We start from the raw sequence: 24,350 nt of genomic DNA, 5'->3' as shown, positions 1-24,350 counted from the left end.
GCCCGGTTACATTCCGAACCCGGAAGCTAAGCCTCATAGCGCCGATGGTACTGCAGGGGGGACCCTGTGGGAGAGTAGGACGCCGCCGAACAATTCTTCTGAAAAGCCCCTGATCCATTCGGATCAGGGGCTTTTCGCATTTCTGCTACGACCGTTCCGCCGGGAATTCTGCCAGGAATTCGGCCAGCCGGTCGGCGAAGACGTTGAGGCGGTCGAGCTCCGGTCCGCTCCGCAGGACGCGGAAGCCGTGCCGCCGGCCCCAGAAGGCGGCGGTGACCGCGTGGAACTGGGCCCAGCGCCGGACGCGGTCGAGGTCGAGTTCGGCGGCCTCGGCGAAGACGGCCAGGATGCGGCGGATCGCCGGCCGGGGGTCGTCCGCGCCGATGAGGTGGAGTGCGCGGGACTTGAGCAGTGTGCCGCCGTCGTAGGCCGGGTCGCCGACGTAGCCCTTGGGGTCGACGGCGAGCCAGGGTTCGCGGTCGGCCCGCAGGATGTTCCGGGCGTGGAGGTCCCCGTGGACGAGCGTCTCGGGTTGGGTGCGGCCGAGCTCGCGGACGGTGGCCAGTGCTGCGGCGACCACGGCCTCCGGCATGGTGTGCGACAGCTCCCCGGCGTCCATGAGCAGGTTCTCCTCCCACTCGGCGGCCCGGTCGCTGAGCCGCGGCAGTTCGGCCGGTGCGGGGACGGCGAGCCGGTGGTTGAGGCGGCCGGCGACGCTCGCCAGCTCGTCGCCGTCGGCCACTTCGGAGAGGTTGGTGCTGTGCGCCCGCTCCAGCAGCATGGCGAACCGGGCGTCGTCCCGCTCGTACAGGTGGACGGCGCCGCGCCCCTGCCAGGCCGCGTACGCGTCCGGCTCGTGGACGTTGCCGGGGTGCGGGAACGACACCTTGAGGACGGCCGGCCCGGTCGAGGGACGCCGCACCGGGAGGATCAGGCCGACGCCCCCGTGGGTCGCCGGGCCGTCCGGCTCGCAGCCCCAGGTCTGCGTCAACTCGTCGACGATCCCGGGAAGTTCGGCGATCCACGCCGCCCCGGGTTCCTGCTCGCGATCGACGGTGGTCCGTACGAACGCCTCTGGAATCTCGATCATGTCGGCACCCTATGTACAGGGTCGCCGGGCTCCAACTGCCGTTCTCCTCAGGGGCCGTGGCGTGCCGCCGCAGAGCCCCGCAGGCTCAGAGGCGTCCGGCGGCCTTGAGTGCCAGGTAGGCGTCGGCCAGGGCCGGGGCGATCTGGGTGGGCGGGGCGTCCAGGACGGTGACGCCGTGGCGGCCGAGGCGGTCGGCGGTGGCGCGGCGGTCGGCGCGGGTCTGTTCGGCGGCGGCGGCGCCGTAGACGGCGTCCAGGGTGCCGCGACCGGCGGCCAGGACGTCCAGTTGCGGGTCGGCGACGGAGGCGATGACGACCTCGTGGCGCTTGGTCAGCAGCGGGAGCAGGGGCCGCAGGCCGTCCTCGACGGGCGCGGCGTCGAGGCCTGTCAGCAGGACGACCAGTGAGCGGTGCGGCGCCATCGTGAGGGAGGTGGAGACCAGCGAGCGCATGTTCGTCTCGTGCAGCGCGGGCTCCAGCAGGGCCATCGCGTTGGTGAACGCGGGCAGGATCTCGCCGGGGGAGCTGCCCGCGACGGAGACGCGCTTGCGGGTGTCGTGGGCGAGCAGGTCGACGCGGTCGCCGGCGCGGGTGGCCAGGGCGGCGAGCAGCAGCGCGGCGTCCAGGGCGGCGTCCAGGCGGGGGGCGTCGCCGACGCGGCCGGCGGAGGTGCGGCCGGTGTCGAGGACGATGAGGATGTGCCGGTCGCGCTCAGGGCGCCAGGTGCGGACGGCGACGGTGTTGCGGCGGGCGCTGGCGCGCCAGTCGATGGAGCGGACGTCGTCGCCGGGCAGGTACTCGCGCAGCGAGTCGAACTCGGTGCCCTGGCCCCGGGTCAGCAGCGAGGTACGGCCGTCGAGTTCGCGCAGCCGGGCGAGCCGGGAGGGCAGGTGCTTGCGGCTGGTGAAGGGCGGCAGGGCGCGGACCGTCCAGGGCAGCAGGTGGGAGCCCTGGCGGCCGGCGAGGCCGAGAGGGCCGAGCGAGCGGACCGTCACCTTGTGGGCGTGGTGGTCGCCGCGCCGGGTCGGGGTGAGGAGGGTGACCGCCCGGCGGCGCTCGCCGGCGGGGACGTGGAGGCTGTGCCGGGAGGCGGCGTGGTCGGTGCCGGGCCGCCAGGCCGAGGGGGCCCAGGCGTCGCGGACGCGGCCCCGCAGCGGGCGCCGGGAGGGGTTGGTGACGGTCAGTTCGACGGAGGCGGGCTCGCCGAGGCGGACGGTGGTGTCGCCGCCGCGCCCGAGCCGCAGGGTGCGGACGGGCGCGGCGAGGACCAGGTCGACGAGGACGCCGAGCAGGACGGTGCCGGTGACGAGGCCGATCCCCGTCCAGGACGGCAGCAGCAGGCCCACGAGGAGCGCGCCGAGTGCGGCGAGCAGGGCGGTTCGCCCGGTGAGGGCCATGCGGGTGCGCTCCTTGCGGGGGATCGGGTGGTCAGCGGGGGGCGGGCGTCTGCGCGAGCACGGCCTGGATGACGGAGTCGGCGGTGACGCCCTCCATCTCGGCCTCGGCGCGCAGCGCGACGCGGTGGCGCAGGGTCGGCAGGGCGAGCGCCTTGACGTCGTCGGGGGTGACGTAGTCGCGTCCGGCGAGCCAGGCCCAGGCGCGCGAGGCGGCGAGCAGGGCGGTGGCGCCACGGGGGGAGACGCCGATGGACAGCGACGGGGACTGCCGGGTGGCCCGGCAGAGGTCGACGATGTACGCGAGGACCTCGGGGGCGACGGTCAGCCGGGCGACCTGCGCGCGGGCGGCGGCGAGGTGCTCGGGCCCGGCGACGGGGCGCACGCCCGCGGCGTCGAGGTCGCGGGGGTCGAAGCCGGAGGCGTGCCGGGCGAGGACCTGGAACTCCTGGTCGCGGTCGGGCAGCGGCAGGATCAGCTTGAGCAGGAAGCGGTCCAGCTGGGCTTCGGGCAGCGGGTAGGTGCCCTCGTACTCGACCGGGTTCTGGGTGGCGGCGACGAGGAAGGGCAGGGGCAGCGGGCGCGGTTCGCCGTCCACGGTGACCTGCCGCTCCTCCATGGCTTCCAGCAGGGCGGCCTGGGTCTTGGGCGGCGTGCGGTTGATCTCGTCGGCCAGCAGCAGGTTGGTGAAGACCGGGCCGGGCTGGAAGGAGAACTCGGCGGTGCGGGCGTCGTAGACGAGCGAGCCGGTGACGTCGCCGGGCATCAGGTCGGGGGTGAACTGGATGCGCTTGGTCCCCAGGCTGAGGGCCTTGGAGAGGGTGCGGATCAGCAGGGTCTTGGCGACGCCGGGGACGCCTTCGAGCAGCACGTGGCCGCCGCAGAGGAGGGCGACGACGAGGCCGGTGACGGCGGCGTCCTGGCCGACGACGGCCTTGCCGATCTCGGCGCGCAGGGCGGTGAGCGCGGCGCGCGGGTCGTCGACGGGTGCCTGGGAGGCGAGGGCCTCGGAGGCGGGGGTCGGGGCGGCGGAGGCGGCGGGGTCCGTGCCGGGGACGGAGCGGAGCTGGGCGGTTGCCTGGTCGGTCACGGGTTCCGTACCTGCCTTTCGAGGGCGTCGAGGTCGTCGGCGAGCCGGAGCAGTGCGGCGTCGTCGATGGGGGGCGGGCCGTACAACAGGGCCCGGACGTCCCCGGGGGGCTGCTCGGGGCGGCGGTCGGCGACGGCCGCGCAGAGCGCGTCGGGGTCGGGTGCCCCGGCCCGGAGCGGGACGCCCAGGGCGGGGGCGAGGCGGTGCGCGGCGGCGCGGCGCAGGGCCTCGGCGGCGCGGCCGCGGGCCTTGGCGCGCCGGTAGAGCCGGGCGCGGCCCTCGGTGGTCTCGGCGGCGCGCACCACCACGGGCAGGTCCTCGCTGACGACGGGGCCGAGCCGGCGGGCGCGCCAGATCGCGGCCAGGGCGGCGGCGACGAAGAGCTGGAGGAGGGCCCAGTGCCAGCCCTTGGGGAAGTAGTCGGTGAGGGTCTTGTCGTGGACGGTCGCCGGGGCCGGGAGGCTGTAGTCGGGCAGGTGCCAGGCGAGGCTGGGCCGGGAGCCGAGCAGACCGAGCGCGAGGGAGGCGTTGCCGGTGGTGGCGATCTCGCCGTTCTGCAGGAGGACGCCGCTGCCGAGGACGATCACGTCGCGGTCGCCGTCGAGCGGGAGGTGGACCAGCGGGTAGCCGTAGCCGCGCTTGTAGCAGCCCTCGCCGCGGCTGCCGCTGGTGTAGAGGACGCCGCCGGTCTCGGCGTCGCCGGCGCGGACGGCCTCGGGCAGGGAGCAGCGGGGGGTGCTGTCGGCGACCCTGGCGTAGGACAGGTCCCCGCGGTCGTCGGACATCCGGATGCCGGGGGCCAGGGCGTCGAGGGCCGCGGGGCCCGGGGCGATGAGCACCAGCCGGCCGTGCCGGGCCGCGGCGATGGCCCGCAGCCCCGCCGGCGGGATGAGGTCGGCCTCGGGCAGGACGAGGGTGTCCTTGCCGTCCGCCGGGCCGGTCGGGTCGCTGGTGGTCGAGACCTTGACGCCCTGCTTCTCCAGGAGCGCGTAGACGGCGTGGGCGCCGTCGCGGTCGTAGGAGCGCGGGTCGATGGGCGGGTACCGGCTGTCCTGGCCGATCGACACCAGGGCGACGGCGCCGACCAGGAGGACGGCGAGGAAGACCAGGTACCAGCGGGCGCGGCGCAGCAGGCCGCGGCCGGTGGGGGCGAGGCTGGTGGGTGCGGGGCCGGAGGGCCGTTCCTCGGGCGGTGCCGGGGCGGGGGCGGTGCTCGTCATGCGGCCTCTCCCGCGGTGGTGGCGTGCGTCGGCCGGGTGCGTTCCAGCGTCCGGTCGAGGTCGTGCAGCAGCTCGTACGCGGCCCGGTCGGCGGTGCGGTCGCCGTAGGCGACGTCGTCGAAGGCGCGGGCGGCGGCGGCCAGGGCGTCGGCGTGCTCGGGCAGGGAGCGGCCGGCTTCGGCGGCGGCCTCGTCGGCGGTGCGGCCGGGGCGGCCGTCGAGGAGGGTGCGCTCCTCGAGGGAGCGGACGAGGGCGCGCATCTGCTCGCGGACGGCCTCCTCCCAGCGCCCGGCGGCGGCGTGCGCGGCGGCCTCGGTGCGGTGCTGTTCGGCGCTGCGGGGGCCCGCGGTGCCGAAGACGTCCGGCGTGGTGCGGGCGTCGCGGCCGGGGGCGCCGAGGCGCCACCAGAGGGCGGCGCCGATGAGCAGGGCGACGATGACGAAGAACACCAGGCCGGTGGTGCCGGAGGTGCCGGTGCCGGAGAGGCCGTCGAGGGCGCTGGTGATGTGGTCGTTGATCCAGTCGAGGACCCGCTCCAGCACGGACGGGTCGTTCTTGTGGTACTCCGAGTTGAGCAGTTCGTCGCGGGCGGCGTCGCGCGCCGGATCGCGCGGCAGCGTGACCGGTGCGCCGCTCGCCAGGATCAGCCCTTCCCCCCAGGTGGCCATCCGGCTCAGCCCGCCGCGGGGGGCTGGTCGCCGCCCCAGCCGGTGCCGCCGTACTCGGGCAGGCCGGCGGCGCGTGCGAGCTCGATGTCCAGGGCCTCGCGGCGGATGCGCTGGTCCACGTAGATCAGGACGCCGAGGGTGCCCAGGAACGGGATGGTGAGGGTGGAGGAGATGATCCCGGAGATCGCGGTGATGATCAGCGTCGCGGTGCTCTGGGTGATGGTCCCGTCGAAGGAGGACTGCTGCTCCAGGTCGATGTAGCCGAGGGCCATGCCGGCGATGGTGAAGGGCATGGCGATGACCAGGGCGAAGACCAGGGCCATCACCTGGGCGAGCAGGTTGACGCCCAGGATGCGCCACCAGGAGCCGCGCACCAGGCGGGCGGAGCGGGAGAGGGAGGTGATCACGCCCTGCTTCTCCAGCATCAGGGCGGGCGCGGCCAGGCTGTAGCGGACCCAGAGCCACAGGGCGACGGGCAGGGAGGCGAGGCCGAGGAGGGAGAGCAGGGCGGCGGCGCCGACCGAGCCCCCGCCGTAGAGGAACAGGGGTGCGAAGCCGAGTACGAGCACGCCGGCGGACAGCAGCGTGGCGAGCAGCGTGACGCCGAGCAGCTGGGGCAGCCGGGGGCGGGCCTCGCGCCAGGCGTCGGCGGCGGTGACCGTGCGGCCGAGGACGGCGCGGCTGACCACGATGGTGAGCAGCGCCGTGGCGAGCACGTTGAGCAGCACCGACAGCGGGATGCTCGCGGCGAACTGCACGATCTGCGTGCTGCTGCCGGTCTTGCCGGAGACGAGGAACCGGACGCCGACCTGCCCGGCCTGCTCGAGCACGGCGACGCCGAGGGCGAGGGACAGGGTGGTGCGCCAGTGCCTCCGGACGGTGGTGACGGCGCCGTCGAGCAGTTCGCCGACGCCGAGCGGGCGCAGCGGGATGACGCCGGGCCGGGGGCTGTGCTGGCCGTAGCCGTACGGGCCCTGGCCGCCGGGCCGGCCCCAGCCGGGGCGGGCGGGGGCGCCGGGCTGCTGCCCGTACTGTCCGTACTGGCCGTTCCAGCCGGGGGCCTGCGGGGTGCTCTGCGGCGGGGCCGACGGCCCGGGCACGGCTGCGGGTGCGTCGGCCGGGGGCCGGACGCCGTCGCTGGGCGGCTCGGACGAGCTGGGCGAGGCCCAGCCCGGGGTGTCGGTCATCACTGCTCCTCGGAGGGGCGGCACGGGCGCGGTCGTGGGCGGGGTCTTCCGCCCGCGCGCAGCGCCCATCGTGCCATGGGGCCGTGACGGGCCCCAGGGGTATCCGGCCTGATGATCGGATCGGGCGGCCCGCTCGGCCTCGCGAAGCGGGCGGCGGACCGTTCGGAGGCGTTCCGACCAGGGGAATTCGCCCGGTATGGCCGGATTGCCGGGGCGGGGGACTTGGCCGTTGTGGAGCAATGGCACTGCTGTGCGGCAGGTCACAATCCGGTAATGAGAAGATGGACGCATGAAGGGACGCGTCCTCGTCGTTGATGACGACTCCGCACTGGCCGAGATGCTCGGCATCGTGTTGCGTGGTGAGGGTTTTGAGCCGTTTTTCGTCGCGGATGGGGACAGGGCGCTAGCCGCGTTCCGGGAGACCAAGCCCGACCTGGTCCTGCTCGACCTGATGCTGCCCGGCAGGGACGGCATCGACGTGTGTCGGCAGATCCGGGCGGAGTCCGGCATCCCGATCGTCATGCTGACCGCGAAGACCGACACGGTCGACGTCGTGGTGGGCCTGGAGTCGGGTGCGGACGACTACGTCACCAAGCCGTTCAAGCCCAAGGAGCTGGTGGCCCGGGTGCGCGCCCGGCTGCGCCGTGCCGAGGAGCCGACGCCCGAGCAGCTGACCATCGGCGACCTGGTGATCGACGTGGCCGGCCACTCCGTCAAGCGCGACGGCCGGGGCATCCCGCTGACGCCGCTGGAGTTCGACCTGCTGGTCGCGCTGGCCCGCAAGCCCTGGCAGGTGTTCACCCGCGAGGTGCTGCTGGAGCAGGTCTGGGGCTACCGGCACGCCGCGGACACCCGCCTGGTCAACGTGCACGTCCAGCGCCTGCGCTCCAAGATCGAGAAGGACCCGGAGCGCCCCGAGATCGTCGTGACCGTGCGCGGCGTCGGCTACAAGGCCGGGCCCAGCTGACGTGACGGACCAGCCTGACGACACCCCGTCGGACTCCGCGACCGACGGGGCGGTGCGCGGCGACGTGCTCAGTTCGACCACCCGCCGCCGGCGCGGGCCGCGCGGCGTCTTCGGGCTGTTCGGCCGTCAGCTGCGCCGCCCGCTGGGCCGCGCCTCGGCGCTCTACCGCCGCTCGATCCAGCTGCGCGTGGTCGCGGTCTCCCTGCTGCTGTCGATCGCCGTCGTCCTGGTGCTCGGCGTGGTCGTGGTGGCGCAGGTGCGCAACGGCCTGCTCGACACCAAGATGGGCGCCGCCCGGGAGCAGGCCAGGATCGGGTTCCAGGCCGAGTCGAAGAAGATCGACGAGGCCAAGGACCAGAGGCTGCGCGGCACCTCCGACCAGGCGGTCGAGGACACCGGCACCTGGCTGCTGCGCCGGGTCAACGACCTGGCCGCGAGCGGGCAGACGGTCTACTCGGTGATCGCGATGGCCCCGGGCACCGGCGCCGTCCTCCCGGACACCGGCTTCGCGCCGCGCTACACCGGCGACATCCTGCCCTCCAGCGTCCCGGACACCCTGCGCGACCGGGTGCGCCAGGAGTCCGGTCAGATGTTCGACCAGGCGACGAAGATCCACCGGGCGGGCGGCAGCACCGAGCCGGGCCTCGCACTCGGCATGCAGTTCTCCGGGCCGAACAACAACAGCTACCAGATGTTCTACGTCTTCTCCTTCGGCCAGGAGACCGACACCCTCAACCTGATCATGGGCACCCTGGCCACCGCCGGCGTGTTCGTCGTGATCCTCATGGGCGCGATCGCCTGGGTCGTGGTGCGCCAGGTCGTCACCCCGGTGCGCATGGCCGCCGGCATCTCCGAGCGCCTCGCGGACGGGCACCTGGAGGAGCGGATGAAGGTGACCGGGACGGACGACATCGCCCGCCTCGGCGAGTCCTTCAACCGGATGGCCAACGCCCTCCAGGCGCAGATCCGCCAGCTGGAGGAGCTCTCCCGGGTGCAGCGGCGCTTCGTCTCGGACGTCTCGCACGAGCTGCGCACCCCGCTGACCACCGTGCGGATGGCCGCCGACCTCATCTACGACAGCCGCGAGGACCTCGACCCGATGGCGGCCCGCTCGGCCGAGCTGCTCCAGGGCCAGCTGGACCGCTTCGAGTCCCTGCTCGCCGACCTGCTGGAGATCAGCCGCTTCGACGCCGGCGCCGCGATCCTGGACGCCGAACCCGTCGACCTGCGCGAGATCGTCACCCGGGTCGTCGAGGCCGCCGAGCCGCTGGCCGAGGCCAAGGGCAGCGCCGTGGTCATCCGCGGCGACGGCGAGCCGGTGCTGGCCGAGGTCGACTCCCGCCGGATCGAGCGCATCCTGCGCAACCTGGTCGTCAACGCGCTGGAGCACGGCGAGGGCCGCGACGTGGTCGTCCGGCTCGGCTCGGCGGACGGCGCCGTCGCGGTCGGGGTGCGCGACTACGGCATCGGCCTCAAGCCGGGCGAGGCCTCCCGGGTGTTCCACCGCTTCTGGCGGGCCGACCCCTCCCGGGTGCGGACCACCGGCGGTACGGGCCTGGGCCTGTCCATCGCCGTCGAGGACGCGCACCTGCACGGCGGCTGGCTCCAGGCCTGGGGCGAGCCCGGCGGCGGCTCGCACTTCCGGCTGACCCTGCCGCGCACCCGCGGCGGCGAGATCAGCCGGGCGCCGTTCCGCCTGGAGCCGGAGGACTCGCGCAACAACCGCGGCCTCGGCACGTACGGCATGCCGTACCGGCGGGCCATCGCCCCGGCCGGCGCGACCGCGCTGACGGCGGCCGAGGAGCAGGCCGAGACGCCCGAGGGCCTCGGCAGCGGCCTGGGCAGCGGGCTCGGCGGCGTGCTGAACATCGGCCCCGGCCTGGGCCGGCAGCGCCTCCCGGAGGGTCCGCGCGCGGACCCCTCGGACGTACGGACGGCGGGGGCCGGGTACGGTGCCACCGGCGCCCAGGTCATGGTGGACCCGACGCCCGGGCGGCCGTCGGTGGCACAGCGGACGGCGGAGCCGGACGTGACGGGTGGGACGGACCTGGAGGGGTCGCAACGTGCGAAGGACGAGCTGGACTGAGTCGCGGACGGCGGCCCCGGCCGGCGTGCTGCTCCTCGCCCTGGTGGCGAGCGGCTGCGCGGCCATGCCCGACTCCGGCGGCATCTCCAAGGTCGAGCTCTCCCAGGGCTCGGCCGACAAGAACCTGCTGCAGGCCCGGGTCTACCCGCTGGGCCCCCCCAAGGGCGCCAAGCCGCCGGACCTGCTGACCGGGTTCCTGGACGCCGTCACCGCCGACGAGGGCTACGACGTCGCCCGGCAGTACCTGACCGAGAGCGCCGCGGCCACCTGGAACCCGGACGCCGGCATCCAGGTGTCCGACCGGCTGACCCCGAAGGTCCAGACCGCCGCCGACACGGAGACCTCCGTCTCGATGTCCGTGACCGGGAACCTGACCTCCACCGTGGACGCCAAGCACTCCTACCGGCTCGAGGACAACAAGCCGTTCATCTCCGACTTCACCTTCGTCCGCAAGGACGGCGAGTGGCGCATCGACAAGCTGCCGCAGGGCGTGGTCATGAACGAGACCAACTTCCGCAACAGCTACCGCCAGGTCGACCGGTACTTCTACACCGCCCCCGACCCCTCCGCCTTCGTCGCCGCCGGCGGCGGCCAGGAGGTGCTGATCGCCGACCCGATCTACCTGCGGCGCCGGATGGACCCGCTGACCGCCGCCGCCAAGGCGCTGGTCGTCGGCCCCTCGGACTGGCTCGAGACGGTCGCCCGTACGGAGTTCCCCAAGGACGTCGGCGGCGTCAAGGTGTCGGTGGACGACAGCCGGCTCGCCCACGTCCAGCTCGGCATCGACGTCAGCGACGCGACCTCCTGCCGGCGCATGGCCACCCAGCTCTTCTACACCCTCGCCGACCAGGTCAAGGGCCAGGTCGAGCGGCTGGAGCTCCGGGGCAAGCGCGGCGCCTGCACGGCCGGGCGCAACGACGCCGGCACCCCGGCGCCCGTGCCGAAGTACTACCAGCGCGCCGACAACGGCGTCCTGATGGTCTCCGACGACTCGCACAGCGGGGACCCGGTCCCCGGCCCGCTCGGCAAGGCGCAGCCCGCCGGGACGCCCCCGCTGAGCACCGTCGCCGTGGCTCGGGACGGCACGCGCGCCGCCGCGCTCAGCGGGGACGGGCACCTGCTCTACTCCGTGCCGCTGACGGCCGGCTCGGCCGCCGCCATGCCCGAGCCGGTGCTGACCACCTCGGCGAAGGCGGGGGACAAGGACAACTCCCTGGCCTCGCCCAGCTGGGACGGCCGCGGCGACCTCTGGGTGGTGGACCGCGCCCCGCAGGGCGGGCGGGTGGTCATGGTCCGCGGCAACAAGAGCTACACCGTGCCGGTGGAGGGGCTGGAGGGGCAGAGCGTCCAGGCGCTCAAGATCTCCTCGGACGGCGCCCGCGTCGCCCTGGTGGTGCGCAACCCCGCCTCGGGGACCCGCTCGCTGCTGTTCGGCCTGGTGATGCACGGCGGGACCACGGAGGCGCCGACCGCGAAGATCGTCGGGCTGCGCCGGGTGGCCCCGCTGCTCACCGACGTCGCCTCGGTGGCCTGGGCGGAGGCCGACCAACTGCTCGTCCTCGGCAAGGAGGGCGACCGGATCCAGCAGCTGTACTACATCAGCACGGACGGGTCGCAGAGCAGTGACACCCCTCTGCAGAGCGGCCCCGGCTGGCTGGCCATCTCCGCCTCCGAGTCCCGGGGGAGCGTGCTGGCCGCGGCGCAGCCGGTGCTCGCGGTGACGGAGGGCAAGGTCTACCGGCTGGTCAGCAACCAGTGGCGGGAAGTGCAGATGACCGAGAAGGTGAGCTCCTACTTCTACGCGGGCTGACCGCCCGTCGCCCGCGCGGCCTGCGCCGGGTGGCCGGAGGTGGCCGCGACGGTGGCGGCGGCCCGGACGGGCAGTCCGGCGTCGGCCAGCGCCCGGGCGGCCTCGGCCAGGCTCGCACCGGTCGTCACCAGGTCGTCGACCAGCACCGGGTGACGGCCGTTCAGTGCGGCGCGGGCGCGCGGCAGCACGGTGAGCGCGCCGTGCAGGTTGCGGCGCCGCTCGGCCGCGCTCAGCCCGGCCTGGTCGGCGACCGGACGGGCGTGGCGCAGCAGCGGCGCGGCCCGGGCGTCCAGTCCCGCCCGGCGCAGCGAGCGGGCGGCGGCCCCGGCCAGGCGCAGCGTGGAGTCGTGGCCGCGGGCGCGCACCGCCGGGCGGGCCGAGGGCATCGGGACGAGCAGCACCGGCGCCCGCTCGCCCTGCGGCCCGAGCGCCGAGCGCACCGCCCGTCCCAGCACCTCGCCGAGCGGCCCGGCCAGCCGCAGCGCGCCGCGCTCCTTGTGCGCGAGCAGCAGCCGGCGGAAGGGGTCGCCGTAGGGGGCGGCGGCGTGCGCCCAGGGCAGCAGCGTGGGGGCGGGCCGGGTGTCGGCCAGGGCCCGGCGGCACTCCGGGCAGAGCTGGGCGCGCTCGGCGCCGCAGCCGGCGCAGTCCGCGGGGAGGAGGACGTCCAGCAGCCCGGCCAGGGCGTGGCCCAGCGGCCCTCGACCGGGACCGGAGGGGATGGGCGTAGAGGTGGGGGTGGTGGGCACGAGTGCTCCCGACGGCGGCACGGAGAGTGAGCACAGAATGCGCCGTACGGGGGGTGTTGTCCAGGTATTCACTCATGCTTCACTCGCACGAGGGTAGACAGTGGGCTACCGCTTGACCGGCCCGCCCGCGTCACCGGGCTGCCGTCCGCCTCCCCGGCTGGGGAGGCGAAAAGCCCGTGTGAGGTGTTCGATAAGGCTCCAGGGGGTTTCAACCGTCCCTGGTGGGGAGGAAGTGAGGTGAGGGCCAGTCGCCTCCACCGGTTCCGGTGGGGCGGGGGGCCGGCAGTGGACGGGCTGGTCCAGCTGGGTCTCAGCCCGATCCGGTAGCACCCGGATCGGCGTCAGCACGAGGGATCGGAGTTCTGCGTGGACATCGTCGTCAAGGGCCGCAAGACCGAGGTGCCCAAGAGGTTCCGCGAGCACGTGGCCGAGAAGCTGGAGAAGGTCCAGAAGTTCGACGGCAAGGTGATCAGCCTCGACGTCGAGGTGTCCAAGGAGCACAACCCGCGTCAGGCCGACCGGTCGGACCGGGTGGAGATCACTCTCCGTACCCGTGGCCCGGTGATCCGGGCGGAGGCCGCCGCTGCGGACCCGTACGCGGCGCTCGACCTGGCCTCCGCGAAGCTCGACGCACAACTGCGCAAGTCCGCCGACCGCCGCCGGGTCCACAAGGGCGGCAACGGCAGCCGTACCCCGATCAGCGTCGCCGAGGCGACCGCCCGGCTGGCCGCGCTGCCGGAGCCGGCGGTGTCGGAGGAGACCAACGGGGCCGTCCGCAAGACCATGATGGGATCGCTGGAGGTGGAGGGCGAAGGCCCGCTGGTGGTCCGCGAGAAGACCCACTCGGCCGCCCCGATGGCCCTGGACCAGGCCCTCTACGAGATGGAACTGGTCGGCCACGACTTCTACCTCTTCGTGGAGAAGGACAGCGGCCTGCCGAGCGTCGTCTACCGCCGGCACGGCTACCACTACGGTGTCATCCACGTGCAGCCCGACATGGCGGCCGGTGTGGCCAGCGGTGCGGGCGGCGCGATCGGTCGGTTCGACGACGAGGACTGACCGTCCGAGCAGTGTGGAGGGGTGACCCCGGCGGCCTCGGCCGCCGGGGTCACCGGCGTTTTCGGGGGCGGGTTCCGGGCGGCGCCCCCGGGTCCGGGCACGGCGGGTCACCCGAAGCGGGGCAATCGGCGTCGGAGGGTGACCGGGGCCGGGGCGGGGCGTGGAATGATTGGCGGACGTCGACCCGCGAAGGGGGAGGAGCGGATGGGGGATCACTTCGGGCTGGGGCCCGCTGCGGGGCCGGTCGCCGGGCTGCCGCCGGGGCCGGAGGAGGAGCCCGCGTACGCGCCGCGCCGGGGTGAGCCGATCCGCGTGCTGGTCGTGGACGACCACGCGCTGTTCCGCCGGGGGCTGGAGATCGTGCTCGCCGAGGAGCCGGACATCAAGGTCGTCGGCGAGGCGGGGGACGGCGCCGAGGCCGTGCTGAAGGCCGCCGACCTGCTGCCGGACATCATCCTGATGGACGTCCGGATGCCGCGCCGCAGCGGGATCGAGGCCTGCACGGCGATCAAGGACGTGGCGCCCAGCACCAAGATCATCATGCTGACGATAAGCGACGAGGAGGCCGACCTCTACGAGGCGATCAAGGCGGGGGCCACCGGCTACCTGCTCAAGGAGATCTCCACGGACGAGGTCGCCACGGCGATCCGCGCGGTGGCGGACGGGCAGTCGCAGATCAGCCCGTCGATGGCCTCCAAGCTGCTCACCGAGTTCAAGTCGATGATCCAGCGCCGCTCCGACGACCGGGACCTCGTGCCCGCGCCCCGGCTCACCGACCGGGAGTTGGAGGTGCTCAAGCTGGTGGCGACCGGGATGAACAACCGGGAGATCGCCAAGGAGCTGTTCATCAGCGAGAACACCGTGAAGAACCACGTGCGCAACATCCTGGAGAAGCTCCAACTCCACTCCAGGATGGAGGCCGTGGTGTACGCGATGCGGGAGAAGATCCTCGAAATAGGGTGAGCCGGGCGCCCGGCCCGCCGGCCGGTTCAGCCGGCGAGCAACTGCTCCAGGGCCGGGCGCAGCCCCTCCTCGTTCAGGGCCTCGACCCGCACCGACTCGCAGCCGACCCAGTCGGCCGCTTCGCGCAGGGCGGTGGCGAGCGCCTCGACGTGCCCGGGGGAGTCGAGGGAGACCTGACGGGCGACCAGGGTGCGCCCCTCGCGGGCCGGGTCGACCCGGCCGACCAGGCGGCCGCCGGCCAGCAGTGGCATCGCGAAGTAGCCGTGCACCCGCTTGTGCTTGGGCGTGTAGGCCTCCAGGCGGTGCGTCATGCCGAAGATCCGCTCGGTGCGGGGGCGGTCCCAGACCAGCGAGTCGAACGGCGAGAGCAGCGTGGTGCGGTGGCGCCCGCGCGGGGCGGTGGCCAGGGCGGCCGGGTCGGCCCAGGCGGGGGCGGGGGAGCCGTCGGGGCCCCAGCCGGCCACCTCGACCGGGACGAGGCCGCTGTCGGCGAGCACGGCGTCCAACTGATCGGCGCGCAGCCGGTGGTAGTCCTGGAGGTCGGCCCGGGTGGCGACGCCGAGGGCGGCGCCGGCCTGGGCGACCAGGGTGCGCACGCACTCCTCGTCGTCGGGCTCGCGGCCCAACAGGGCGTCGGGGACGGCCTGTTCGGCCAGCGCGTAGACGCGCTTCCAGCTGCGGCGGTCGGTGCAGACCACATCGCCGAAGGCCAGGGCCCGTTCGACGGCGATCTTGGTGTCGGACCAGTCCCACCACTCGCTGGTCCGCTTGGCGCCGCCGAGCTCGGTGGAGGTCAACGGTCCTTCGGCGCGCAGCTTGTCGAGCACGTGTCGGTACGTCTCGGGTGTGACCCGGTGGTTCCAGACGCGGCCACGGTCGCGGTAGCCGCGGCGGCGGAACGCGAACAGCGGCCACTCCTCGACGGGGAGGATGCAGGCGGCGTGCGACCAGTACTCGAAGCTCGTGCCCGCGCCCCAGTACGCGGCCTCGACGGCCGGGCGGCCGACCGCGCCGAGCCGGGCGTAGGGCACGAGTTCGTGGGAGCGGGCCAGCACGGAGATGGTGTCCAACTGGACGGCGCCCAGGTGCCGCAGCACCCCGCGCACCCCGGAGCGTCGGTCCGGCGCGCCCAGCAGGCCCTGGGCGCGCAGGGCGATCCGGCGGGCCTCGTCGGCGGACAGGGCGGTCACGGGGGCGGGGGCTGCGGCGGTCATGCCGGGGAGCGTAGCCGGGGGGACCGACAACGGAGGGAACCGTGACGGGGCCGGGCCGGCGGGCTCCCCGGTCAGTCCTCCAGGTCGGAGGGGAGCATCGAGGCGACCCAGGAGTCGTGGAACGTGCCGCGCTGCTCGGCGTACGAGCGCAGCGTGCCCTCGAAGCGGAAGCCGGCCTTCTCGGCGACGGCGCGGGAGCCCTCGTTGCCGACGTAGGCCAGCCACTGCAGGCGGCGCAGGCCGCCCTCGCGCAGGCCGTAGCGGGCGACGGCCCGGGCGGCCTCGGTGGTGTAGCCGCGGCCGCGGAACTCCTTCACCGCCCACCAGCCGATCTCGCCGCAGCCCTTGTCGCCCTCCCGCAGCACGATGCCCTGGGCGCCGACCAGGGCGCCGGACCCGCGCTCGAACACGCCCCAGATCCGGTTCTCCCCGGTGCGCCAGCCGTTCACCGCGAGATTGTGGACGAAGAACTCGGCGTCCTCGCGGCGGTACGGCACGGGGACGACCGTCCAGCGCTGGATCTCCGACTCCTGGCAGGCGGCGAAGATCGCGTCGATGTCCGACTCCACCGGGGCGCGCAGCACGAGGCGCTCGGTGGTGAGGGTCACGGGGGCGGGAGAGGGGGCGGATTCGGTGGGGAGTGCTTCCATGAACGGATTATTTCGCCCAAGGGGGAAGACGGTCATCCGGTTATCCGTCCAACTCCTCGACCCGCCGACCGTTTTGCCCCGGTGGGCGGCGCTATCGGGCCATGTGCTCGCGCGGGTGACACGGGAATAGCGTGCTGACGCACCTCCCGGGGCATTGGACTCCTCGCATACGATGGCCCGTGCGGTGGGGTGGACCCCCCGTGCAGTCGTCCAGTGCCAATACAGGCAAGGAGCCCGCTCAAGTGTCCGTCTTCGACAAGATCCTGCGCGCCGGCGAGGGCAAGATCCTTCGCAAGCTGCAGCGGATTGCTGCCCAGGTCAACTCCATCGAAGAGGACTTCGTCAACCTCACCGACGCCGAGCTGCGCGCGCTGACCGACGAGTACAAGCAGCGGCTCGAGGACGGCGAGACGCTGGACGACATCCTCCCCGAGGCCTTCGCCACCGTGCGCGAGGCGGCCAAGCGCGTGCTCGGCCAGCGCCACTACGACGTCCAGCTCATGGGCGGCGCCGCGCTGCACCACGGCTACGTCGCCGAGATGCGCACCGGCGAGGGCAAGACCCTGGTCGGCACCCTGCCCGCGTACCTCAACGCGCTGACCGGCAAGGGCGTGCACCTGATCACCGTCAACGACTACCTCGCCGAGCGCGACTCGGAGTGGATGGGCCGGGTGCACCGCTTCCTCGGCCTCGAAGTCGGCGTGATCCTGGGCAACATGACGCCCGCCGAGCGCAAGCGCCAGTACGCGATGGACATCACGTACGGCACCAACAACGAGTTCGGCTTCGACTACCTGCGCGACAACATGGCCTGGTCGCAGGAGGAACTCGTCCAGCGCGGCCACAACTTCGCGGTCGTCGACGAGGTCGACTCGATCCTCATCGACGAGGCCCGCACCCCGCTGATCATCTCCGGCCCGGCGGACCAGGCGACCAAGTGGTACGCCGACTTCGCCAAGCTGGTGCTGCGCCTGAAGATCGACCGCGACTACGAGGTCGACGAGAAGAAGCGCACCGTCGGCATCCTGGAGGAGGGCGTCACCCGCGTCGAGGACTACCTCGGCATCGACAACCTCTACGAGTCGGTGAACACCCCGCTGGTCGGCTTCCTGAACAACGCCATCAAGGCGAAGGAGCTCTACAAGGCGGACAAGGACTACGTCGTCATGAACGGCGAAGTCATGATCGTCGACGAGCACACCGGCCGCATCCTGGCCGGCCGCCGCTACAACGAGGGCATGCACCAGGCGATCGAGGCCAAGGAGGGGGTGGAGGTCCAGAACGAGAACCAGACCCTGGCCACCATCACCCTGCAGAACTTCTTCCGCCTGTACGACAAGCTCGCGGGCATGACCGGTACCGGCACCACCGAGGCCGCCGAGTTCCACCAGATCTACAAGCTCGGCGTCGTGCCGATCCCGACCAACAAGACGCCGCTGCGCATCGACCAGCCCGACCTGATCTACAAGTCGGAGCCGGCGAAGTTCGCCGCCGTCGTCGAGGACATCGCCGAGAAGCACGAGAAGGGCCAGCCCGTCCTCGTCGGCACCGTCTCGGTCGAGAAGTCCGAGTACCTGTCGCAGGAGCTGCGCAAGCGCGGCATCCCGCACGAGGTGCTCAACGCCAAGCACCACGAGCGCGAGGCGCAGATCGTCGCGCAGGCCGGCCGCAAGGGCGCCGTCACCGTCGCCACCAACATGGCCGGCCGCGGCACCGACATCATGCTCGGCGGCAACCCCGACCACCTGGCCTCCGCCGAGCTGGCACAGCGCGGGCTGACCGAGGCGGACAACCCGGAGGAGTACGGGGCCGCCCTGCCGGACGCGCTGGAGAAGGCCAAGTCCGCCGTCAAGACGGAGCAGGACGAGGTCAAGGAGGCCGGCGGCCTCTACGTCCTCGGCACCGAGCGCCACGAGTCCCGCCGGATCGACAACCAGCTGCGCGGCCGCTCCGGCCGTCAGGGCGACCCGGGCGAGTCCCGCTTCTACCTGTCGCTGGGCGACGACCTGATGCGCCTGTTCAAGGCCGGCATGGTCGAGCGCGTGCTCTCGATGGCCAACGTGCCCGAGGACGTGCCGATCGAGTCGAAGATGGTCACCCGGGCGATCGCCTCCGCGCAGACCCAGGTCGAGCAGCAGAACTTCGAGATCCGCAAGAACGTCCTCAAGTACGACGAGGTCCTCAACCGCCAGCGCGAGGTCATCTACGGCGAGCGCCGCCGCGTCCTGGAGGGCGAGGACCTGCAGGAGCAGGTCGGCCACTTCATGGACGACACCATCGAGGCGTACGTCCGGGCCGCGACCGGCGAGGGCTTCGAGGACGACTGGGACCTCGACAAGCTCTGGACGGCGCTCAAGCAGCTCTACCCGCTCTCGCTGGACCTGGCGGAGCTGGAGGAGGAGGTCGGGGGCCCGGCCGGCCTGACCCCCGAGTTCCTGATCAAGGTCCTCCAGGAGGACGTCCAGGGGCAGTACGGCGCCCGCGAGGACCAGCTCGGCGAGGAGATCCTGCGCGAGCTGGAGCGTCGCGTGGTGCTGGCCGTGCTGGACCGCCGCTGGCGCGAGCACCTCTACGAGATGGACTACCTCCAGGAGGGCATCGGCCTGCGCGCGATGGCGCAGCGCGACCCCCTGGTCGAGTACCAGCGCGAGGGCTTCGACATGTTCACCGCGATGATGGAGGGCATCAAGGAGGAGTCCGTCGCCTATCTGTTCAACGTGGAGATCCAGGTCGAGCAGCAGACGGAGGAGGTCCCGCTCGAGGACGCCGCGGTGGTGCTCGACAAGCTGGAGAAGGACGCCGCCGCCCGCCCGGAGATCAAGGCCAAGGGCCTGGAGGCCCCGAAGCCGAAGAAGCTGCACTACACCGCCCCCTCGGAGGAGGTCGGCGGCGGTGTGGTCGAGGGTGACTTCGACGACCTGGCGCCGGAGGACGAGAGCGACGGGCTGACCCGCGCCGAGCGCCGCAAGGCCGCCAAGTCCGCCAAGGGCCGCCGCCGCAAGGGCTGATCCGCCCGCAGGACACCGCGCAGGGCGCCGTTCCCCGACGGGGGCGGCGCCCTGCGCCGTCGTGTACCGGGGCCGAGCCGGGAACGCCTTCACCGGGCCTCCACGGCGGTGCACCGCCACTGCCCGGCGGGGCCGCGGCGCTCCAGGCGGAAGGCGACCATGTGGTGGCGCCGGCCGAGGTCGACCCGGACGCAGGCCTCGACGGCGCCGGGCGAGGGCGAGCGGTCGTGCACCGGGCCGAGCCGGGGCCGGTCGGCCGGGCCGCCCCGGCGCAGCGCCCCGACCCGGACGAGCGAGGCGAGCTGCCCGTAGCCGTCCAGGGTGGTGTGCCGCATCAGCTGGCCGGAGGGGCGCACGCCGGTGAGCACCTCGACGAGCTGCCGGGCGAAGCGGCCGGCCAGGGCGCGGGCGTCGTGCTCCTCGGGCGTGGCGGCGACGGCGGCCGCGCAGTCGGCCCGTGGCCGGCGGGGCCGGCGCCCGGCCTGGTCGCAGCCGGTGGGGCGCGGGCGGTGCTGCGGGCCGGTGGCGAGGCGGTTGAGGTGGGCGGTCACGAGCGGCTCCCCGGGCGGTCGGTGCGGGTACGGACGGGCTCAGGCTGGAGGGCGTCCGTACGAGGCGGCAATGCGTTTTCGAGTCCCGCGCAAGCCGGGGAAAGTTCACCTATCCGGGCGAATTGACAGGTGGGGCGCCCGGCCGGGGGCCCACGCGGACGGCACGCGGTTGACGGGCGGGGGCGGGCCGTACGACCCGGAAAGGGGACGCCGGGTTCGGCGGACCGGGTGGCCCCCGCCGGCCCCTCCCGTTGCGCCGGCCGGGCGGTGGCGCGCAGGATCGGAGCCTGACCGGGGGCGGCACGAGGACGTACGAGGACGTACGAGGACGGGCGGCCGCGATGACGACACGGGTGGCGGTGACACCGGCGGCGGGCTCGCCCTCTCCTGCGGGCCCGCCCCGGAGGGCCCTGGTCCTCGGTGGTGGCGGGATGCTCGGCGCGGCCTGGACGGTCGGCGCGCTGTGCGCCGTCGAGGAGGCCACCGGCGGCCCGCCCGGGGAGGCGGACCTGCTGCTCGGCACCTCGGCCGGGGCGATCCTGGCCGCGCTGCTGGCCGCCGGGGTGCGCCCCGAGCAGCTGCGCGACCACCAGCGCGGGCTGCCGATCACCGAGGGCCCGCTGGCCGGGGTGGACTTCGACTACGACACGGCGGTCGGCGGCGCCCTCCCGCCGCGCCCCCGGGCCGGGATCGGCTCGCCGGGGCTGCTGCGGGAGGCCGTGCGGCACCCGGGCGAGTACCCGCTGCTGACGATGGTCTCGGCGGTGGCGCCGCACGGGCGCGGCTCGCTGGCGCCGGTCGGCGAACTGGTGCGCGGGCTGCTGGAGCCGCACGCCTGGGCCGCCTCGCCGCTGCGGGTGGCCGCCGTGGACTACCGCACCGGCCACCGGGTGGTCTTCGGGGACCCGGACGCCCCGCCCGTCACCGCCGCCGAGGCGGTGACGGCCTCCTGCGCGATCCCCGGCTGGTTCGCACCGGTGCGGCTGAACGGCTCGGCGTACGTGGACGGCGGCTGCTGGTCCGCCACCAATGCCGACCTGCTGCTCGGCCGGGGCCTGGAGGAGGTGTACGTGCTCGCCCCGATGGCCCTGCGTCCGGCCCCGAGGCGCGGCGGCCCTCCGCGCGGGCGGCGCGGGAGGGAGCGCCCGCGCGGCGTGCTGGCGCAGCTGGTCGGCCGCTACCGCCGCGCCGTCACCCGGCAGCTGCTGCGCGAGGCCGCGCTGCTGCGGGCCGAGGGCGTCCGGGTGCGGCTGCTCGCCCCGACACCGGCCGATCTGGCGGCGATCGGCCCGAACATGATGGACCCGGCTCGCCGGGGCGAGGTGCTGGAGAGCGCCCTGCGGACCACCCGGGAGGCGCTGCGGGCCGCCCGGTAGGTGATCACAACCGGCCCGCGGGCGCTTATTCTGGGGCGCTGAGTAGCTGTGCCGCTGGACGAGACCGGAGAGTGCCACCGATGCGCGTGTACGTGCCCACCACCCTGAACGGCCTGGCGGCGGCGCACCAGGGCGGCGCCCTGGACGAGTCCGCGGCCTACGCCGTGACCCCGGCGCTGCGCGAGTGGTACGTCAGCGACGACCTGGAGGAGCTGGAGTACGCGGCGCTCAACCGGGCCGCCCAGTCCTCGCTGCGGCTGCTGGCGGCCGACCCGCAGGCCCCGCGCCGCCGCGTCGTGGTCGCGCTGGACGTGGCCGACTCGGCCGTGCGCCCCTTCCCCGGCGACGAGTACCAGGACCAGGCCTCGCTCGGCCGGGTGGTGCTGGCCGGCCCGGTGAAGCTGGCGAAGGCGGCCTCGGTGCACGCGGACGTCGCCGACGCCGAGGTGGTCGAGGACGTCACGGCGGCGGTGGCGGCGGTGGCCGCGGCCGACGCGGGGGACCAGGACGCCCAGTTCACCGTGGACGGCGCCGAGGACCACGACCTGCTCTGGTTCGCGACCCAGGAGATCCCCGCCCTCCTGGGGTGACGCCCCCGCCGCCGCCCCGCCCCACCCGGGGGCCGCTACCACTGGGCCCAGGTGAGGTTCCAGCCGCCGAGGCCGTTGTCGGGGGCGACGGTCTTCTCCTTGGTGTTCACGATCTTGACGACGTCGCCGATCATCGAGCTGTTGTAGAACGACCCCGCGGGGGAGGTGTCGCGGCCGCCCGCCACGTCCTTGAGGGCGATGCAGCCGTGGCTGGTGTTCTCGTTGCCGAACGGGTCCCCCTTGTACCAGTAGTTCCCGTGGAGGTAGGTGCCGCTCCTCGTCAGCCGCATCGCGTGGGGGACGTCGGGGATGTTGTACTCGCTGCCCATGCCGACGGTCTGGGAGTCCATGTGGGTGATGGGCTCCTTGGACATGATGACCATGGTCCCGCCCCAGGAGGGGTGCTGGGCGTCGCCGAGGGTGGCCGGCACGGTGGTGGACCTGCCGTCCCGCTCGATCGTGATCTGGTGCTTGGCGGAGTCCGCAGTGGTGACCTGGGAGCGGCCGATGGTGAACGGTTCGTCCTTGTCGACGTCGCCCCAGACGCCGGGGGCGACCTCGACGTTCTTCAGCCGGTAGTGGATGGTGACCTTGGTGTTCGGCTTCCAGTAGTCCGCCGGGCGGAAGTCGAGCCGGTTGTCGCCGAACCAGTGGCCCTTCACCTCGGTGCCGTTGTCCGTCTCGAAGGTGATGGCCTTGGCGACGGCGTCCTTGTTCACGACCTTGCTGCTGAAGTCCACCTTGACGATCATGCCCACGCCGTAGGTCTGGCCGTCGGCGATGTTGTCGTTGGTGGACACCTGCTTGCCGGCCGCCGCGGTGGTGAAGGCGCTGGTGATCGCTGAGACCAGACCGGTGGCGTCCTTCGCCTGGGCGTTCACCGTGTACGCCGTGCCGGGGGCGAGCGCGGCGGAGGGCTTCCAGCCGGTGCCGTCCGGGGTGATCGAGCCCTGGACGGCCTTGCCGTTCTTGTCGGTCACGGCGACGGCGGTGAGCTTGCCCTGGGAGACGGACACCTGGAGCGCGGTCGGTGCGACCGCCTGGGACCCGTCCTTCGGCTCCACGTTCAGCACCGCGGCCGAGGTCTTCGGCGTCTCCGCCGTGGCGGCCCCGCCGGGCGCGTCGGTGGCGGTGGTGGCGGTGGTGGCGGCGGTGGCGGCCTCAGGGGCTTTGTCCTTGTCGTCGCCGCAGGCCGCGGACATCAGCAGGACCCCGCCCATCGCCAGTGCCACCGCACCGCGGCGCAGACGGTCGTTGGTGCGTATCGCGGCCGGGGCCGTCCGTACAGTGCTCACAGGTTCGCTCCCTCTCGGTGTTCGGCGTCAGCTTCCGCGCCGGTTCGTCCCGGCCGCAACGGTGGGCCGGTGATCAGGGACGCCGGGACGCCCCTACCGCGGTTGAACTGGGGAGACGTAACCTGCCTGGGACGCCTCGGCGGGGAGCCGGGACGGGGCACGAGCGGGGGGAGGACCGGTGCCGGAGGGGATCGGGGAGTCGACGGACGCGGTCGCGGGGCTGCTCCAGGAGCTGAAGAGCCGGTCGGGGCTCAGTTACGGCGCGCTGGCGAAGAGACTGCACGTGAGCACGTCGGCCCTGCACCGCTACTGCAACGGCGACGCGACGCCGGTGGAGTTCGCTCCCCTGGAGCGCTTCGCGCGGGTGTGCCGGGCGACACCGGAGGAACACACCGAGCTCTACCGGCTGTGGGCCGCCGCCGACGCGGCGCGGGGGAACCGGCAGGCCTCCGCCCCCGGGGCACCGGAGCCCCGCACGGAACCGGAAGCCGAGGTCGAACCGGAAGCCGAGGTCGAACCGGTGGCCGGACCGGAAGCGCGGCCGGCCGCGGGGGACGTCGTCGTACTGAAGCGGCGCCGCGTCCACCGGGGCGTCCTCGCGGCCGTCGCGGCCGTCGCGGTGCTCGCCGCCGTCGGGGCCGTCGCCACCGACCGCGCGACCGGTGACCCCGAGCGCGCCCCCGCTACGGCCGCGGACCCGACCTCCGGCGCCACGCCGAGTGCCACCGACCGGGGCGAGAGCGCCCCGATCACCGTCGCCGTCCGCCCGTCCGGCTGGGACTCCGCGTGCGACCGGTTCCTCGTCGACCGCCCGCCGTCGCAGGTCCCCCGCCCGCCCGAGGTGCTGGACGTCCCCGGCTGGGCCTCCGATCTCGGGGCGGTCCCCGGCCAGTACCAGTCCATCAAGCTCACGGTGCAGGGCACCGGCAGCGAGACCGTGGTGCTGACCGCCCTCAACGTCCGCATCGCCCGGATCGCGGCCCCGCTGGCCTGGAACGCCTACGCCGTGGGGGAGGGCTGCGGCGGCGGGGTCGGCCGCCAGTCGTACGACCTCGACCTGGACGCGCCCCGCCCCCGTCCGGTCGTGAGCGGGGGCCGGAGCGGACTGCCGCTCAAGGTGAGCGAGCGGGACCCGGAGGTCATCGAGGTCAACGCCGAGACCAAGTCCCACGACGTCAGCTGGTACCTGGAACTGGAGTGGTCCAGCGGCAGCCGGAAGGGCACGCTCTCCGTCGGCCTCGGCGACGGCGAACCGTTCCGCACCAGCGCGCTCAAGGGCCGGCCGCAGTACCACTACCCGATCGGCGCGAACGCCTGGGAGCTGAGCCCCTTCCAGCAGTGACGCCCGCCCTACCCGGGTGTCGGCCGTCCCGTTTACCGTAGGACC

General features: G+C 73.8%; 20 protein-coding genes and 1 rRNA gene. 10 read left to right on the top strand and 11 right to left on the bottom strand.

What is annotated here, in order from left to right:
* Window positions 1–91: ribosomal RNA gene (gene rrf / locus ACIRRS_RS19240) — 5S ribosomal RNA — on the top strand; the annotation flags it as partial.
* A gap of 54 nt (window positions 92–145) precedes the next feature.
* Here rrf and ACIRRS_RS19235 read toward each other — a convergent pair.
* From ACIRRS_RS19235 to ACIRRS_RS19210, 6 genes are all read right to left on the bottom strand, one after another.
* Window positions 146–1,090 carry an aminoglycoside phosphotransferase family protein gene (locus tag ACIRRS_RS19235; protein ID WP_402972071.1) on the bottom strand — a complete coding sequence of 315 codons (945 nt, stop codon included), beginning with the start codon at window positions 1,088–1,090 and terminating at the stop codon, window positions 146–148.
* Window positions 1,091–1,175: 85 nt separating this feature from the next.
* A complete protein-coding gene (locus ACIRRS_RS19230; protein ID WP_402972069.1) occupies window positions 1,176–2,486 on the bottom strand; it encodes a DUF58 domain-containing protein in 1,311 nt (436 codons plus the stop codon).
* A 31-nt stretch (window positions 2,487–2,517) separates the two neighbouring features.
* Complete coding sequence (locus tag ACIRRS_RS19225; RefSeq protein WP_402972088.1) at window positions 2,518–3,438, bottom strand: AAA family ATPase; 921 nt, start codon at window positions 3,436–3,438, stop codon at window positions 2,518–2,520.
* 131 nt (window positions 3,439–3,569) lie between these two features.
* Window positions 3,570–4,793 (bottom strand): DUF4350 domain-containing protein, encoded by a 1,224-nt coding sequence (locus ACIRRS_RS19220; RefSeq protein ID WP_402972067.1) that lies wholly within the window; start codon window positions 4,791–4,793, stop codon window positions 3,570–3,572.
* Window positions 4,790–5,461 (bottom strand): DUF4129 domain-containing protein, encoded by a 672-nt coding sequence (locus tag ACIRRS_RS19215; protein ID WP_402972065.1) that lies wholly within the window; start codon window positions 5,459–5,461, stop codon window positions 4,790–4,792. The genes ACIRRS_RS19220 and ACIRRS_RS19215 overlap by 4 nt, the downstream gene beginning before the upstream one ends.
* A gap of 5 nt (window positions 5,462–5,466) precedes the next feature.
* Window positions 5,467–6,648 carry a hypothetical protein gene (locus ACIRRS_RS19210; protein WP_402972063.1) on the bottom strand — a complete coding sequence of 394 codons (1,182 nt, stop codon included), beginning with the start codon at window positions 6,646–6,648 and terminating at the stop codon, window positions 5,467–5,469.
* Between the two features lie 289 nt (window positions 6,649–6,937).
* Here ACIRRS_RS19210 and mtrA point away from each other — a divergent pair, with 289 nt between their 5' ends.
* The 3 genes from mtrA to ACIRRS_RS19195 are packed head-to-tail and all read left to right on the top strand — an operon-like array spanning window position 6,938 to window position 11,511.
* Complete coding sequence (gene mtrA / locus ACIRRS_RS19205) at window positions 6,938–7,615, top strand: MtrAB system response regulator MtrA (RefSeq protein WP_030247322.1); 678 nt, start codon at window positions 6,938–6,940, stop codon at window positions 7,613–7,615.
* 1 nt (window position 7,616) lies between these two features.
* Window positions 7,617–9,701 carry an MtrAB system histidine kinase MtrB gene (gene mtrB, locus ACIRRS_RS19200; RefSeq protein ID WP_402972060.1) on the top strand — a complete coding sequence of 695 codons (2,085 nt, stop codon included), beginning with the start codon at window positions 7,617–7,619 and terminating at the stop codon, window positions 9,699–9,701.
* Entirely contained in the window at window positions 9,679–11,511 is a 1,833-nt protein-coding gene (locus ACIRRS_RS19195) for an LpqB family beta-propeller domain-containing protein (protein ID WP_402972058.1), read from the top strand. Before mtrB ends, ACIRRS_RS19195 begins: the two co-directional genes overlap by 23 nt.
* Here ACIRRS_RS19195 and ACIRRS_RS19190 read toward each other — a convergent pair.
* A complete protein-coding gene (locus ACIRRS_RS19190) occupies window positions 11,499–12,257 on the bottom strand; it encodes a ComF family protein (protein WP_402972056.1) in 759 nt (252 codons plus the stop codon). The genes ACIRRS_RS19195 and ACIRRS_RS19190 overlap by 13 nt on opposite strands.
* A 366-nt stretch (window positions 12,258–12,623) precedes the next feature.
* Between ACIRRS_RS19190 and hpf the strand changes: the two genes are divergently transcribed.
* Window positions 12,624–13,316, top strand: a complete 693-nt coding sequence (gene hpf / locus ACIRRS_RS19185) for a ribosome hibernation-promoting factor, HPF/YfiA family (RefSeq protein WP_402972054.1) — start codon at window positions 12,624–12,626, stop codon at window positions 13,314–13,316.
* Window positions 13,317–13,520: 204 nt separating this feature from the next.
* On the top strand, window positions 13,521–14,279 hold the full coding sequence (locus tag ACIRRS_RS19180; protein WP_031076603.1) for a response regulator transcription factor: 759 nt from the start codon (window positions 13,521–13,523) through the stop codon (window positions 14,277–14,279).
* A gap of 26 nt (window positions 14,280–14,305) precedes the next feature.
* Here ACIRRS_RS19180 and ACIRRS_RS19175 read toward each other — a convergent pair whose 3' ends face one another.
* Window positions 14,306–15,493 carry a winged helix-turn-helix domain-containing protein gene (locus ACIRRS_RS19175; RefSeq protein WP_402972052.1) on the bottom strand — a complete coding sequence of 396 codons (1,188 nt, stop codon included), beginning with the start codon at window positions 15,491–15,493 and terminating at the stop codon, window positions 14,306–14,308.
* 71 nt (window positions 15,494–15,564) lie between these two features.
* Entirely contained in the window at window positions 15,565–16,143 is a 579-nt protein-coding gene (locus ACIRRS_RS19170) for a GNAT family N-acetyltransferase (RefSeq protein WP_402972050.1), read from the bottom strand.
* A 242-nt stretch (window positions 16,144–16,385) separates the two neighbouring features.
* Between ACIRRS_RS19170 and secA the strand changes: the two genes are divergently transcribed.
* A complete protein-coding gene (gene secA / locus ACIRRS_RS19165) occupies window positions 16,386–19,151 on the top strand; it encodes a preprotein translocase subunit SecA (RefSeq protein ID WP_402972048.1) in 2,766 nt (921 codons plus the stop codon).
* Window positions 19,152–19,240: 89 nt separating this feature from the next.
* Here the strand turns inward: secA and ACIRRS_RS19160 are convergent, their stop codons facing one another.
* Complete coding sequence (locus ACIRRS_RS19160) at window positions 19,241–19,702, bottom strand: Rv3235 family protein (protein WP_402972046.1); 462 nt, start codon at window positions 19,700–19,702, stop codon at window positions 19,241–19,243.
* Window positions 19,703–20,043: 341 nt separating this feature from the next.
* On the opposite strand from ACIRRS_RS19160, the gene ACIRRS_RS19155 reads away from it, so the two are divergent.
* Window positions 20,044–21,078: a patatin-like phospholipase family protein gene (locus ACIRRS_RS19155; protein WP_402972044.1), complete on the top strand. Its 1,035-nt coding sequence runs from the start codon at window positions 20,044–20,046 to the stop codon at window positions 21,076–21,078.
* An 80-nt stretch (window positions 21,079–21,158) separates the two neighbouring features.
* Entirely contained in the window at window positions 21,159–21,668 is a 510-nt protein-coding gene (locus ACIRRS_RS19150; RefSeq protein ID WP_402972042.1) for a DUF6912 family protein, read from the top strand.
* Between the two features lie 35 nt (window positions 21,669–21,703).
* Here the strand turns inward: ACIRRS_RS19150 and ACIRRS_RS19145 are convergent, their stop codons facing one another.
* Window positions 21,704–22,963 (bottom strand): Ig-like domain-containing protein, encoded by a 1,260-nt coding sequence (locus ACIRRS_RS19145; protein ID WP_402972040.1) that lies wholly within the window; start codon window positions 22,961–22,963, stop codon window positions 21,704–21,706.
* A gap of 178 nt (window positions 22,964–23,141) precedes the next feature.
* Between ACIRRS_RS19145 and ACIRRS_RS19140 the strand changes: the two genes are divergently transcribed.
* Window positions 23,142–24,305, top strand: a complete 1,164-nt coding sequence (locus tag ACIRRS_RS19140; RefSeq protein ID WP_402972038.1) for a helix-turn-helix domain-containing protein — start codon at window positions 23,142–23,144, stop codon at window positions 24,303–24,305.
* The last annotated feature ends 45 nt before the right edge of the window (window positions 24,306–24,350 follow it).

It is taken from the genome of Kitasatospora sp. NPDC101183, assembly GCF_044767945.1.
GTDB lineage: Bacteria > Actinomycetota > Actinomycetes > Streptomycetales > Streptomycetaceae > Kitasatospora.
Note: the sequence above shows the minus strand (reverse complement) of the source record. Positions and strands in the feature narration are given on the sequence as shown.